Source organism: gamma proteobacterium symbiont of Axiagastus rosmarus (assembly GCF_059730925.1).
This window is the reverse complement of the sequence record NZ_AP035925.1, coordinates 2,176,112-2,189,989: the sequence shown is the minus strand read 5'-3', so window position 1 is coordinate 2,189,989 and position 13,878 is coordinate 2,176,112. Positions and strand designations below refer to the sequence as shown.

Here is a 13,878-nt window from a genome sequence, read left to right as displayed (position 1 = left end):
CAGCATAGCTTTTCCTGGTCCTGAGCTCTACGCTACCGCACGAATTATCCTTGTCTTACTGGTATGTACACCGTGAAATGTGCCATTATTACCGGCGCGTTCTGGCGCAAGGTTCGGAATCGTACTGAAAACAGGAGGAGTGCGAGGGTGTCTGATAAAGAGCTGGCTTCAGCCGGATACAGTGACCGCATCTGCTTCAACTACAGTGACTTCCTTTCCGCTTCCTGCAAAAAACGCTGGAGCTTTGTCGATGCCATTTACGGCGTGATGCCAATTTTTGGCATGGTGACGCGCAAGTCCGGGCACAGTTTACAGGCCAGCGACGACCATCTGAAAGAATTAGCATTACAAATCATTTCAACCCAGGTCAGCGACGAAATTAACATTGCCCGCCTGATTACCCTGGCCGAACAGCAGCACATCAGCCGCTTCGATATCCAGCTGCCTTATCCGCTGTCCGCTGAGCAGCTTGACGCCATCCATCTGGAATACCGCAAGCCGCTCAATCTGACACAGCAGAATGATCTGCTGTGCGTTTCCATTCCTTTACAACCACACTGATTAGCGCGTCAGCTGCCACAGCGCGGGCAGTGAGGCGGCAATTAACAGCACGATGGCGATGCGCTCCAGCGCAAACAGCGGTTGATCGCCGCGGCCACCGCGTCGTGCATACAGGAACAGCAGCAGACCCGGCGCGTAAAGCACCACTGACAACAGCAGATGCAGCGGCCCCGAGGCGTAGAGCAGCCACAGTCCATAGGCGCTGGCACCGAGACCGGTCAACAGGGCCAGCGGTTTGTGCTGACCACGTACCACTTTGACCAGATACAGACCGACCAGCAAATAGGGCACGAGGATCATTTCTGAGGCGATAGTCAGCAGCGTGTTGTAATCCGCGCCGGTAACCGCAATCAGAATCAGGCACACCTGCACGCTGCCGTTAGTCAGCCACAGTGACGCCGCCGGCGCGTTATGGCGGTTCTGCCGGGCAATGCTGCGCGGAAACGCACCCTGCTGCGCGGCGAGGAACGGGACTTCCGCCGCCATAATGGTCCAGCTGAGATAGGCCCCGCACACCGAGATAATCAGGCCAACCGCAATCACCGCATCGCCCCAGTGACCGAGCAGCCGTTCCATCAGACCGGCCATCGACGGATTGCGCATCTGCGCCAGTTCCGCACGCGGCACCACGCCAAGCGACAGCAACGTCACCAGCAGGTAGACCAGCAGCGCGGCCAGCACCGCCAGCAGCGTGGCGCGCCCGACATCTTTCTTGTGGCGCGCGCGGGCAGAGACCACCACCGCGCCTTCCACGCCAATAAATACCCACAGGGTGATCAGCATGGTCTGTTTAACCTGCTGCCACAGCGGCTGGCCGAGCGCCGCGCCATCAAAGTCAAAACGGAAGCGATCGTAATTAAACGCCAGCAGCGCCAGCACCACGAACAGCAGCAGCGGCACCAGTTTGCCCAGCGTCGCCAGCAGGTTGATGCTGGCCGCGGTCTGTACGCCGCGCAGCACCAGCCAGTGCACCAGCCACAGCAGCACGGAAGCGCCAAGCATCGCCTGCCAGGTGTTGCCATCGCCAAACACGATGCGATCCGGCGTATCGGTAAAGAAGCTCAGCGCTGAAAACACAATCACCAGATACGAGACGTTGGCAATCACCGCGCACAGCCAGTACCCCCATGCCGAGCAGAAGCCGGTCAGCTCGCCGAAGCCGGCGCGCGCGTAGGTGAAGATGCCGCCATCCAGTTCCGGGCGCAGACGCGTCAGCAGCAACATCGCCAGCGACAGAAAGAGGATACCGACACCGGTGATCAGCCAGCCGATCAGCAGCGCCGCCGGACCGGCAACCGCCGCCATATTTTGTGGCAGGCTAAAGACGCCCGCGCCGAGCATCGAGCTGAGCACCAGCGCAGTGAGCGCGCTAAGACCTAATTTTTTATCCAAAACGCCATTCCTGAGCAGCAGAGTGTGCTGGGTAGTAGTTGTTCAGCCAGAGTGTAACGTGGCAATCAGTCCCGTTTAAAACGGAATACCCTGAAAACAGGCGGCAGATTTTACGGAGAGCGAACGGTGAAGGCAATGCAAGACTATGCAGATTTGCACACGGATTATGCAAACGGCAGGGCGACGGGCGCCGCCCTGCGCGGGGATTATTTAAACAGGTCAGCGGTGACGGTCAGGTTGCCGCCGCTCTGGTTCTGCCACTGGCGCGTAATGTGATAGTACTTCGCGCCTTTGGCGATGGCGCGTTTGCCCACGGCTTCTGAAATCTCGGTTGGCGTGCCGAAGTGATCGGAGAAGGAGATGGTGTCAAACGGTTGCATCTGTGCGGCCGTGATCGCATTGACTTCCTGCACGCTGCGGCCATCCGGCTGCGTCACAGTATAACGCTGACCGGTAGAGCTTTGGGTTTCAAAGAAACGACCCACGCTGGTGCTCGGCGTATCCGAGGAAGCAACGCCAGGGATTGCCACTTTCTTCGCCGCTGCGCCGCCCGCAGCCAGGGCTGCTTTACCGGCTTCTGAATCAGCCGGAATGGAGTCAGACGTATCCTGTACCACGCGCGCTTTGGCATCGGCTTTATACACGTAGGCGGTCACGTACTGGTTGCCACCGTTGTTAGCATCCACCTGACGCACAATAAAGAAGGAGGCCGCGCCTTTGTTTTTTGCCGCTTTGGCGATAGCTTCGTTCACGTCCGGCTGGCTGGAGAAGAAGCCGCTGACGGAGACGGTGTCAAACGGCTCAAGGCGATACGCTTCGGCCTTCGGCAGCTCTTTCACGCCGTTGAACATCCGGTATTGCGTGCTTTGTTCCACTTTCGCTGCATTGGCTTTGTACAGATCGGCGGTAACGCGCCAGTTGCCACCGTTACCGTTGCTGTCGTTGATGCCCTGCACGTAGAAAGAGTCCGCGCCTTTGGCGTCGGCGGCTTTAGACACGGCGTCTGTTGCATCGCCAATTGCATTAAAACGGCCGCTAATATTGATGCGTTCGAATGGTTTTAACGTGGCCGCTTGTTCTGGCGTTAACTCTTTGGCAGCAAACGCATTGGCTGCCAGCAGTGATAACAGGGTTGACGCCAGAATGGTGTTCTTCAGCTTCATAAAAATGATCCTTCGCCTTACGCAAATTGAGTACGAAAACGTGCTGGACTCTTGATGTATAACAGATTAGCCGCTGATTATTGCATGTAATAATCGGCCTGTCTCAGCCAATTTATGCGCATAACATTGACAATCCCAGCATTTTATTCATCTGCCTGTCATCTTTCGCTGTTATGGCTTTTTTTTGGTCAGCTTACCGCTTTAACCGGTATCGCTTAGTACCATAATAGTTAACGCATTGTTAAATATAGGTTTTTAAAAACAGTTAATTCGTCATGACACGATTAGGCACAGCAGATTATTTTCCATAATGCCGCAAACCTGGTGGCATCCCGCGGTATTCATCGCTGGCATCTGAATATCTGTGTGAATGTCATAAGTGTGCGTTATGGCGCTAGATCGTCCTGGGCATTTTCAGTAGGTTATAAAGACTTTGTTACATAGTGCATTTCGCTCATAAAAAGCTGAAACAGCGTTTCGGCTTTTAAGCATGTGCCCCTTACAGAACCTCATCCTTTAATCATGGAAAGGAAACAGTATGTTAATTGGGATACCCAAAGAGCGGTTAGCCAATGAGTCCCGCGTCGCAGCGACGCCAAAGACCGTTGAGCAGCTCATCAAGCTGGGATTCAGCGTCACCGTTGAGCAGGGCGCCGGGTTGCGCGCCAGCTTTGATGATGACAGTTTTATCGCCGCCGGTGCCAGCATCAGTCATCCGCAGGATGTCTGGCAGTCCGACATCGTGCTGAAGGTGAACGCGCCAGACGACAGCGAGATCGCCCTGATGCGCGCGGGCAGCACGCTGGTGAGCTTTATCTGGCCAGCGCAGAACCCGGCGCTGCTGGAGAAATTAGCCGCACGCAATATCACCGTGATGGCGATGGATTCCGTACCGCGTATTTCGCGCGCGCAGTCGCTCGATGCGCTCAGCTCGATGGCGAACATCGCCGGTTACCGGGCCATTGTCGAAGCAGCCCATGAGTTTGGCCGCTTCTTCACCGGGCAAATCACCGCCGCCGGTAAAGTGCCACCGGCAAAAGTGATGGTCATCGGGGCTGGCGTGGCCGGTCTGGCGGCGATTGGCGCGGCGGGCAGCCTCGGTGCCATCGTGCGCGCCTTCGATACCCGTCCGGAAGTGAAGGAGCAGGTGCAAAGTATGGGCGCCGAGTTCCTTGAACTCGACTTTGAAGAGGAAGCGGGCAGCGGCGACGGTTACGCCAAAGTGATGTCCGAGGCCTTTATCAAGGCGGAGATGGCGCTGTTCGCGGCGCAGGCGCAGGAAGTGGACATTATCGTCACCACCGCGCTAATCCCGGGCAAACCGGCACCGAAGCTGATCACCGCAGAGATGGTGGCCAGCATGAAGCCGGGCAGCGTGATTGTTGATCTCGCGGCAGCCACCGGCGGTAACTGCGATCTGACCGTCGCCGACCGCGTCACGCTGAGCGACAACGGCGTCAAAATCATCGGCTATACCGATCTGCCGAGCCGGCTGCCAACGCAGTCCTCGCAGCTGTACGGCACCAACCTGGTGAACCTGCTGAAGCTGCTGTGTAAAGAGAAAAACGGCGAGATCGTGGTTGATTTTGACGATGTCGTGGTGCGCGGCGTCACGGTAATTCGTGACGGCGAAGTGACCTGGCCTGCGCCACCAATTCAGGTCTCTGCTGCGCCACAGGCCGCAAAACCTGCCGCACAGCCGCAGGTGAAAGCGGCAGAGAAGCCCGCTGCGCCGTGGCGCAAATATCTGCTGCTGGCGCTGGCGGTAGTGCTGTTCGGCTGCCTGGCCAACGTCGCGCCGGCGGAATTCCTGTCGCACTTTACCGTGTTCGCGCTTGCCTGCGTCGTCGGGTATTACGTGGTGTGGAACGTCAGTCACGCGCTGCATACGCCGTTAATGTCCGTCACCAATGCCATCTCCGGCATTATTGTGGTGGGCGCGGTGCTGCAGATGGGCCATGGCGGCTGGGTCACCTTCCTGGCGTTTATCGCCGTCCTGATTGCCAGCATCAATATCTTCGGTGGTTTCACCGTCACCCAGCGCATGCTGAAAATGTTTCGTAAGAATTAAGGGGTAACAACATGTCTGGCGGATTAGTGACTGCAGCATACATTGTTGCCGCAATTCTGTTTATTTTCAGCCTGGCCGGGCTCTCGAAGCATGAGACCTCAAAGCAGGGCAATATCTTTGGTATCAGCGGCATGGCGCTGGCGCTGCTCGCCACCATTTTTGGTCCGCACAGCGGCAACGTGGCGTGGATTCTGCTGGCGATGGTGATCGGCGGTGCGATTGGCGTGCGTCTGGCGAAGAAAGTCGAAATGACCGAAATGCCGGAGCTGGTGGCGATTTTGCACAGCTTTGTCGGTCTGGCGGCGGTGCTGGTCGGGTTCAACAGCTACCTTGACCACGCGCCAGGACTGTCGGCAGTGATGGAAAATATCCATCTGACCGAAGTGTTCCTCGGCATCTTTATCGGTGCGGTGACCTTCACCGGCTCGGTGGTGGCATTTGGCAAACTGCGCGGCAAGATCTCCTCAAAAGCGCTGATGCTGCCGCATCGCCATAAAATGAACCTGGCGGCGCTGGTGGTCTCATTCCTGCTGATGCTGTGGTTTGTGCGTACCGACAGCTCCGCTGCACAGGTCGTTGCGCTGCTCCTTATGACGGTGATTGCGCTGGTGTTCGGCTGGCATCTGGTGGCGTCGATTGGCGGTGCGGATATGCCGGTGGTGGTCTCGATGCTCAACTCCTATTCGGGCTGGGCGGCGGCGGCGGCGGGCTTTATGTTGAGCAACGACCTGCTGATCGTCACCGGTGCGCTGGTGGGCTCCTCCGGTGCCATCCTGTCGTACATTATGTGTAAAGCGATGAACCGTTCCTTTATCAGCGTGATTGCCGGCGGGTTCGGCACTGACGTGAGCGGTGCCGACGCGGGCGAAGAGGCGGGTGAACACCGTGAAATCAGCGCGGAAGAGACGGCAGAACTGCTGAAAAACTCGACCTCGGTGATCATCACGCCGGGCTACGGTATGGCGGTCGCCCAGGCGCAGTATCCGGTGGCAGAGATCACCGAGAAACTGCGCGCGCGCGGTATCAAGGTGCGTTTCGGTATTCACCCGGTCGCCGGTCGTTTGCCGGGGCACATGAACGTGCTGCTGGCGGAAGCCAAAGTGCCGTACGATGTGGTGCTGGAGATGGATGAGATCAACGATGATTTCAGCGATACCGACACCGTGCTGGTTATCGGTGCCAACGACACCGTCAACCCGGCGGCCCAGGACGATCCGCGCAGCCCGATTGCCGGTATGCCGGTGCTGGAAGTGTGGAAAGCGCAAAACGTCATCGTGTTCAAACGCTCGATGAACACCGGCTATGCCGGAGTGCAGAACCCGCTGTTCTTTAAAGAGAACACCCAGATGCTGTTTGGCGATGCCAAAGCCAGCGTCGAAGGCATTCTGCGCGCGCTGTAGGAAACGAAAAGGGCGGTGATGTCACCGCCCTGACAGGCACAAACCGGGGCGGCGCAGGATGGCCGCCCTGCGTTATTTAATCCTATTCATCTTCCTCATCGTCGAGGTCAATCGGCGATTTGAAATCATCCGGCTTAATCGCCAGCAAATCACAGCGCAGGTGATCGATCACCTGTTCAGCGGTATTGCCGAGAAACGCAGCTGACAGACCGGTACGACCGATGGTGCCCAGCACCACAATCCCGGCGTCGAGATGCGACGCGATATCCGGGATGACTTCTTCCGGCAGGCCCTTCGCTACGTGGGTAAACTCCTCGCCGATGGAGAATTTCTGGCGCAGCGCTTTCATCGCCACCAGATGCTGGCCGCGAATGGCATCGTTATAGACGCTGGGATCAAAATCCGGCAATTCGATGGCAATGTTAATCGGCGTGACGGGATAGGCGCCCACCAGATGCACCTCGGTGTGATTCACCATTTCGGCCAGCCGCGTGGTCTCGCGGATCAGTTTTTGATTAAGCTCATCATGATGCGGTTCCTCGCTGGCGAGGTTTACCGCCACCACCGCTTTGCCGCCTTCCGGCCATGGCTGGTCTTTAACCATCCACACCGGGCACGGGCACTTACGCAGCAGGTGCCAGTCGGTGGGGGTAAAAATCACCGCTTCCAGACGATCGTGCTGGTGCGCCATCTTCAGGACCAAATCATGCTGATGCGCCAGCACTTCCTGAATGATGGCTTCGTACGGCCGGTTATGCCACACCACTTTGATCTCGATATCCACGCCGGCTTCCAGATAGGCCTGCGCCTGTTCGCGGATCCATTCGGTGCGCTGGCTAATCACCCCTTTGCGCATGTTGACGCGCTCGTCGGGCGACAGCAGGGTGGTCATTTCGTAGGAGAAGTCGTAGATAGGCAGGAAGGCTTTGATTTTTCCGCCGATACGTTGATTGAGATACACCGCACGCCGCAGCGCCGGCTGGTCGTCCTGCTGAGCATCAATCGCCACCAGAATATGCTGATACCGGGACATAAGGCACTCTCCTCAAACCAAAGCGAAGTTGGATTAAAGATAGCCTAAGATGGCGCAGGGCAGAAGCGGAAAAGTTGTTGCCGGATCAATAAAATAACATTTATCGACCCGGCAGGCGGTTACGCTGCCTGATCGGTCTGGCCGGCCAGTTCAGCCAGCAGCGCATGGTTTTCGATGGTGATATATTTGCCTTTCACCGCCAGCATGCCGCTTTTCTGGAAACGTCCCAGCAGACGGCTGATGGTTTCGACGGTGAGTCCCAGATAGTTACCGATGTCGCCGCGCGTCATGGTCAGGCGGAATTCACGCTGTGAGAAACCGCGCTGGCCGAAGCGGCGCGACAGGTTCCAGATAAACGCCGCCAGACGCTCTTCCGCGTTCTTTTTCGATAACAGCAGGATCATATCCTGATCGCCTTTGATCTCGCCGCTCATCAGACGCATCATCTGCTGACGCAGCGCCGGCATTTTACCGGACAGATCGTCGAGGGTTTCAAACGGAATTTCACATACCATGGCCGTTTCCAGCGCCTGAGCGAAGCTCGGATGATGCGCGCTGACGATGGCGTCAAAGCCCACCAGATCGCCCGCCAGATGGAAACCGGTGATCTGTTCATCACCCTGTTCGGTAATGGTGTAACTTTTGATGGTGCCGGAGCGGATGGCATAAAGGGATTTCAGTTCATCACCGGCTTTGAACAGCGTCTGGCCTTTCTGAATCGGCTTTTTGCGTTCAATAATATTGTCCAGCTGATCCAGTTCATGTTCGTTCAGCGTGAAGGGAATACACAACTGGCTGATACTGCAATCCTGACAGTGGATGGCACAACCGCCAGACTGAATACGTCGAATGCTGCGTTTTTCCGGGATCATATAGGTACGCTCGATGATTATTGACTGTCGTCAATTTTAACATTTTTCTCTGTCATGTGAACTCATCCGAGCAGTAATAATGATCAAAACCGCACAAATGCTGGGTATTCGCGGCTTTGATGTCTGCAAATTACCAGCCGGTTTTTGATCTGGAACGTTTTCTTTCCATATTTACATCCGGACACAACCTGATCCCGCGCAGAAAGTGACAGATGTGATAGCCGATAACCTTTGCTACTATTTTGCTTTCGGGTGGCATGTTGCGCCCGATTCACCACCAGGCGTGAGGAAAACACCATGAACCTTGATGATGAAGACCTTTTCCGCGATGCCATGGGTGATGTAACCCCGTTAAAAGATTGCGCCAACACCCAGTGGCTGCGCGCGCCGTCTACTAAAGCGCCGCGCCAGCAGCCGCATGACGACGCACCGGAAAACTTCCTGACGCGCGGCTTCCTTGAGATTATCCCGCGCGACACGCCGCTGGAATATAAAGCCGATGGCATTCAGCAGGGCGTGCTCGACAAGCTGCGGCTGGGCAAATATACGCTGGACGCCAGTCTTAATCTGTTACGCCAGCCGGTGGAGACCTGCCGGCAATCGCTGTTCAGCTTTATGCTGGAAGCGCGTAAACAGGGCCTGCGCAATCTGCTGATTATTCATGGCAAAGGGCGGGATGATGAAGCGCACGCCAATATTGTCCGCAGCTACGTGGCACGCTGGCTGCGACAATTTGACGACGTTCAAACTTTCTGCAGTGCGCAACCGCAACACGGCGGCAGCGGCGCAGTCTATGTCGGGCTGCGCAAAACCGATCGCGCGCGCCTCGATAATCGCGAACGCCACGCCAAACGCAGCCGTTAACTGTGAAATTTGCGGATGGTGGCCATCAGCACTTCCGCGCTTAGCGAGAGCGAGTGGCCGCTGCGGGTAATAATGCCCACCGGCTCGCCGGGGCCGGGCGATGCGATGGGTAGCGCGCTGAGCGCATTGTGACTTAAATCTTCCTTCACCGCGCCGGATGGCACAAACCACACATAGTCATAACGCAGCGCCAGCTGGCGGGCCAGCGAGGTGGACGAGGTTTCGACACAGTTGCCCGGCAGCGAGCAGCCTTGTTCATCCAGCATGTGCTGGGCAATACGCCGCGGCGCGGTGCCTTCAGGCGAAATCACCACTGGCCACTGCATGGCGCGGGAAAGTGTGACGTTGTCACTTAAGAGCGGATGCTCCGGTCGCACCACCAGCTTGAGCGATTCGAGAAACAGCAATTCGTAGGTCAGGCCGGTCATCATTTCGCTGTCCGCCATACGGCCAATGCCAATATCAAACTCCCCGGCGCGCAGGCCAGCCAGCAGCACATTATTGTGCAGCGTGGCCACCTGTACCGTGGTGTTCGGCTGCTGTTCGTGGAAGCGATCCAGGATCTGCGGCAGCATCCCCATGGCGGCGGTGGTGAGGGCGCCAAGGCGGATCACGATCGGGCGTCCGGAAACCGGCGAGTTGAAACTTTGTCCGGCGTGGTTAAGCGCATCCAGTACTTTCACCGCGTGGGTCAGGAACTGTTCTCCCAGTGTCGTCAGCTGAGCACCGAGGCGACCGCGCTCAAACAGACGGGCGCCCGCCAGTTCCTCCAGCTCATTCAGCGTTTTAGACAGCGCCGGCTGACTCAGATTGAGGGTTTCCGCCGCGCGGCCCAGCGTGCCCTGTTGCGCGACTGCCACAAAGGTGTGTAAATGGCGCAGACGAATGCGCTGATTAAAGAGATGATTTTTGTCCATAAACGCCAGCGTAATGAGTCAGAGCGGTCAGCGGCAAGTGGCTGACCGAGATTCTGTTAACTTACCTGCAAAATTATATTAACAAAAACGGTCAGCGTGAGAAGTTTTAGTAAGTGGCTGTATTGGTTGGCTTTATAAATAACCGGGCGTCCGGGCGCATCTATGCATTCAGCGTTATCAGTAGCTTAGCGGGAAAAATGTTGAATAATTCTCAATTTCACTTAAAAATCCTGCCCGTTATTGTTAACGATGCGCTATCATAAGCGCCGTTTTTTTTACCAAAACTGATGACCTATTCGTGATAATCCTGCAGGAGTGGTACCGTGACCAGCGCTGAAGCCATTGACGTCCGCCAGCTCATCAACCAGAGCGCGTTAAGCAGCTGGCAGAAGCGTTTAATTGCGCTGTGCTTTGTCGTGGTAGCGCTGGATGGCATGGATATCGCGCTAATGGGCTTTATCGCGCCGACGCTGAAAGCCAGCTGGGGCGTGACCAATCATCAGTTGGGGATGGTGATTAGCGCGGCGCTGATTGGCCTGGCGCTGGGTGCCATGGTGGCTGGACCGCTGGCCGATCGCTACGGCCGCCGCGTGATGATTCTGCTCAGCGTGCTGTTTTTTGGCCTCTGGACGCTGGCGACCGCCATGGCGCAAAACATCGAACAGATGATGCTGTTCCGCTTCCTCACCGGTCTGGGGCTGGGAGCGGCGATGCCCAACGTCGGCACGCTGGTGGCCGAATACGCGCCCGAGCGGCGTCGCTCGTTTATTATCACCGTGGTGTTCTGCGGCTTCACCTTTGGCGCGGCCTCCGGCGGTTTTGCCGCCTCGTGGCTGCTGCCGCGCTATGACTGGCATTCAGTGATGCTGATGGGCGGCGTGCTGCCGCTGCTGGTGCTGCCGTTTCTGCTGCGCGGCCTGCCGGAGTCGGTGCGCTTTCTCATCAGCCAGCGCGCGCCCGCTGCGCGCATTCACGCCATTCTGGCGCGCATGCTGCCGGGCAGCGTCCGGCCTGACAGCCATTTTCAAAGCAGTGAACCGCTGGCCGCGCGTCACGGTGCAGTGGCCACCGTCGTCTCACCCCGCTACCTGTTTGGCAGCCTGATGCTGTGGGGCGGCTACTTTATGGGGCTGTTTCTGGTCTATCTGATCGGCAGCTGGCTGCCATCGCTGATTAACACGCTGGGCATGTCTGTCACGGAAGCGGCCATCGTCACCGCCATGTATCAGGCGGGCGGCACCGTTGGCTCACTGTTTGCCGGCTGGCTGATGGACCGCATCAACGCCAATCTGGCGCTGGCCATCATTTACTTTTGCGGCGGCATCGCCATCGTGGCGCTCGGGTTTTCTCCGGCGCAGGTCGGGTTGATGAGCGGCATCGCCTTCTGCAGCGGCTTCTGTTTTAACGGTGCCAACACCGGCATGAATGCACTCTCGGCCAGTTACTATCCCACTCATGCCCGCGCGACCGGCTCCAGCTGGATGCACGGCGTCGGCCGCATCGGCGCGATCATCAGCGCCTTCGTCGGCGCTGAGCTGCTGTCCCTCGGCTGGTCGTTTAGCCAGATCTTTCTGCTGCTGGCGTTGCCGGCGGCGCTGACCACGCTGATGCTGGTACTGAAATGCCGCTTTGGTGACCAGCCGCGCGCCACCGAGTGACAGGGCGATCACAGTTCCGCGAAAATGTTACCCGCCGCTAAAGGGTTGATCTACAGTAGCAGCAACCCTTTAGCCCAAGGTGATGACCATGGATAACTTTCTCACCCGCGATGCCATCCGCACGCTGTTCTCTCAGGCCATGTCGGCCATGTACCAGCAGGAGGTGCCGCAATATGGCACCCTGACGCAGCTGGTTACCGCCGTTAACGAACGCACCTTAGAAGCCCAGCCGGCGCTGAAAAACCGTCTGGCCGCCGCCGATGAGCTGAGCCGCCTCGGCGTGGAGCGTCACGGTGCCATTCGCGTCGGCACTGCCGCAGAGCTCAGCACGCTGCGGCAGATGTTTGCCGTGATGGGGATGGAGCCGGTGGGCTATTACGATCTGTCACAGGCGGGCGTGCCGGTGCACTCTACTGCCTTTCGCCCGGTCAGCGACAGCGCGCTGCGGCGCAATCCCTTCCGCGTTTTCACCTCGCTGCTGCGGCTGGAGCTGATCGACGATGCCGCACTGCGCGACAAAGCCGCGGCTATTCTGGCGGCGCGCGACATCTTCACGCCTGGCTGCCGGGCACTGATCGCGCAGCATCAGCAGCAGGGCGGTCTCAATGCTGCCGATGCCGCTCGCTTTGTTCAGGAGGCGCTGGAAACCTTTCGCTGGCATGCGCACACCACGGTGGACAGCGCCACCTACCGCGCGCTGAGCCAGCAGCATCGCCTGATTGCCGACGTCGTGTGCTTCCGCGGCTGCCACATCAATCACCTGACGCCACGCACGCTGGACATCGATCGCGTGCAGGCGCTGATGCCTTCGCGCGGCATCGAACCGAAAATCCTGATTGAAGGGCCGCCGCCGCGCGCGGTGCCGATTCTGCTGCGCCAGACCAGCTTCAAAGCGCTGGAAGAGGCGGTGCATTTTAATGATGGCACGCCTGGCACCCATACCGCGCGCTTCGGTGAAATCGAGCAGCGCGGCGCGGCGCTCACGCCTAAAGGCCGCGCGCTATACGACCGGCTGCTGGCGCAGGCCGGTACCGGCAGCGATAACCAGCAGCATCAGCAGCACCTCAGCGCGGTGTTTCGTGATTTTCCTGATGATGAACAGACGCTGCGCGAGCAGGAGCTGGCGTGGTTCCGCTACCGTCTGACGCCGCAGGGTGAGCATCAGCCGCCGCGCGCCGGGGAAACCGTGGCGCAGCTGCTGGCCGCCGGACGTTTACAGGCGGAACCGATTGTCTACGAAGATTTTCTGCCGGTGAGCGCGGCCGGTATCTTCCAGTCGAATCTGGGCAACCAGACTCAGGCCCGCAGCGCCGGCAATGCCAGTCGTGCCGATTTTGAAGCCGCGCTCGGTGCCGCCGTGCAGGATGAGATGGTGCTGTATCAGCAGACGCAACAGCGCAGTCTGGCGCGCTGCGGCGTGCAGGAATAAGGCGTAAAAAAGCGGCCTGAAAAGTGACAGGATCACTTTTACAGGCCGGCTGTTTTTCTTTCTAATGATTATTGCAGGCGTGCGTCGCGCACCAGCGTATATTTTCCGGCACCCAGGAACAGGATGGCCAGCGCGCCCAGCAGGTAAAGCGCTTCCGTTTCCAGCGACCAGGCGCCGACATCGGTGCGATGCCAGAGTGCGCCCATTTTCACCAGCAGCGTTGCGACTACCATGTTAACGGCAATGATAAAGGCCGCCGGGCGCGTCAGCAGGCCAACGATGACCATGATGGGTGCCACAATTTCCCCGATGTAAGCACCGTAAGCGATGAAACCTGGCATGCCTTTGACGCTGAGCAGATGGGCGATCCAGCCGACGCCATGAATCGCCTTAAACTCGCCATGAAACAGCAATAGCCCGCCGAAGGTTAAGCGTAACAGCAATTTACCGAAATCCGGGTGATCGCTCATCCGGGTGAACAGCTGATTGATGCCAGCAAACATCGCGTCTCTCCGTCA

At 58.0% G+C, this 13,878-nt stretch carries 12 protein-coding genes; 6 read left to right on the top strand and 6 right to left on the bottom strand.

Annotated features, from left to right (window positions below; all coding sequences use genetic code 11):
- Positions 1-147 precede the first annotated feature (147 nt).
- Entirely contained in the window at positions 148-561 is a 414-nt protein-coding gene (locus tag AC6I8F_RS10175) for a hypothetical protein (protein WP_021506112.1), read from the top strand.
- On the opposite strand, the gene AC6I8F_RS10170 is transcribed toward AC6I8F_RS10175, so the two are convergent.
- On the bottom strand, positions 562-1,953 hold the full coding sequence (locus tag AC6I8F_RS10170; protein ID WP_021506111.1) for a basic amino acid/polyamine antiporter: 1,392 nt from the start codon (positions 1,951-1,953) through the stop codon (positions 562-564).
- 206 nt (positions 1,954-2,159) lie between these two features.
- Entirely contained in the window at positions 2,160-3,116 is a 957-nt protein-coding gene (gene ydgH / locus AC6I8F_RS10165) for a DUF1471 family protein YdgH (protein WP_498027991.1), read from the bottom strand.
- 538 nt (positions 3,117-3,654) lie between these two features.
- On the opposite strand from ydgH, the gene pntA reads away from it, so the two are divergent.
- A complete protein-coding gene (gene pntA / locus AC6I8F_RS10160) occupies positions 3,655-5,187 on the top strand; it encodes a Re/Si-specific NAD(P)(+) transhydrogenase subunit alpha (protein WP_058774716.1) in 1,533 nt (510 codons plus the stop codon).
- Positions 5,188-5,198: 11 nt separating this feature from the next.
- A complete protein-coding gene (pntB, locus tag AC6I8F_RS10155; protein ID WP_421039263.1) occupies positions 5,199-6,587 on the top strand; it encodes a Re/Si-specific NAD(P)(+) transhydrogenase subunit beta in 1,389 nt (462 codons plus the stop codon).
- Between the two features lie 82 nt (positions 6,588-6,669).
- Here the strand turns inward: pntB and uspE are convergent, their stop codons facing one another.
- Positions 6,670-7,620, bottom strand: coding sequence for a universal stress protein UspE (gene uspE / locus AC6I8F_RS10150; protein ID WP_498027990.1), 951 nt, complete (start codon positions 7,618-7,620; stop codon positions 6,670-6,672).
- Positions 7,621-7,739: 119 nt separating this feature from the next.
- Positions 7,740-8,492 carry a fumarate/nitrate reduction transcriptional regulator Fnr gene (gene fnr, locus AC6I8F_RS10145; protein ID WP_031279133.1) on the bottom strand — a complete coding sequence of 251 codons (753 nt, stop codon included), beginning with the start codon at positions 8,490-8,492 and terminating at the stop codon, positions 7,740-7,742.
- 297 nt (positions 8,493-8,789) lie between these two features.
- Between fnr and smrA the strand changes: the two genes are divergently transcribed.
- Positions 8,790-9,356, top strand: coding sequence for a DNA endonuclease SmrA (smrA, locus tag AC6I8F_RS10140; protein ID WP_021506105.1), 567 nt, complete (start codon positions 8,790-8,792; stop codon positions 9,354-9,356).
- Here the strand turns inward: smrA and AC6I8F_RS10135 are convergent.
- Positions 9,353-10,273 carry a LysR substrate-binding domain-containing protein gene (locus AC6I8F_RS10135; RefSeq protein WP_021506104.1) on the bottom strand — a complete coding sequence of 307 codons (921 nt, stop codon included), beginning with the start codon at positions 10,271-10,273 and terminating at the stop codon, positions 9,353-9,355. The genes smrA and AC6I8F_RS10135 overlap by 4 nt on opposite strands.
- Positions 10,274-10,596: 323 nt before the next feature.
- Between AC6I8F_RS10135 and AC6I8F_RS10130 the strand changes: the two genes are divergently transcribed.
- Positions 10,597-11,931, top strand: a complete 1,335-nt coding sequence (locus AC6I8F_RS10130; RefSeq protein WP_498027989.1) for an MFS transporter — start codon at positions 10,597-10,599, stop codon at positions 11,929-11,931.
- A gap of 88 nt (positions 11,932-12,019) precedes the next feature.
- Positions 12,020-13,360 carry a 2-oxoadipate dioxygenase/decarboxylase HglS gene (gene hglS / locus AC6I8F_RS10125; RefSeq protein WP_021506102.1) on the top strand — a complete coding sequence of 447 codons (1,341 nt, stop codon included), beginning with the start codon at positions 12,020-12,022 and terminating at the stop codon, positions 13,358-13,360.
- Between the two features lie 68 nt (positions 13,361-13,428).
- On the opposite strand, the gene AC6I8F_RS10120 is transcribed toward hglS, so the two are convergent.
- Positions 13,429-13,863 (bottom strand): DoxX family protein, encoded by a 435-nt coding sequence (locus tag AC6I8F_RS10120; protein WP_058769762.1) that lies wholly within the window; start codon positions 13,861-13,863, stop codon positions 13,429-13,431.
- Positions 13,864-13,878 lie beyond the last annotated feature (15 nt).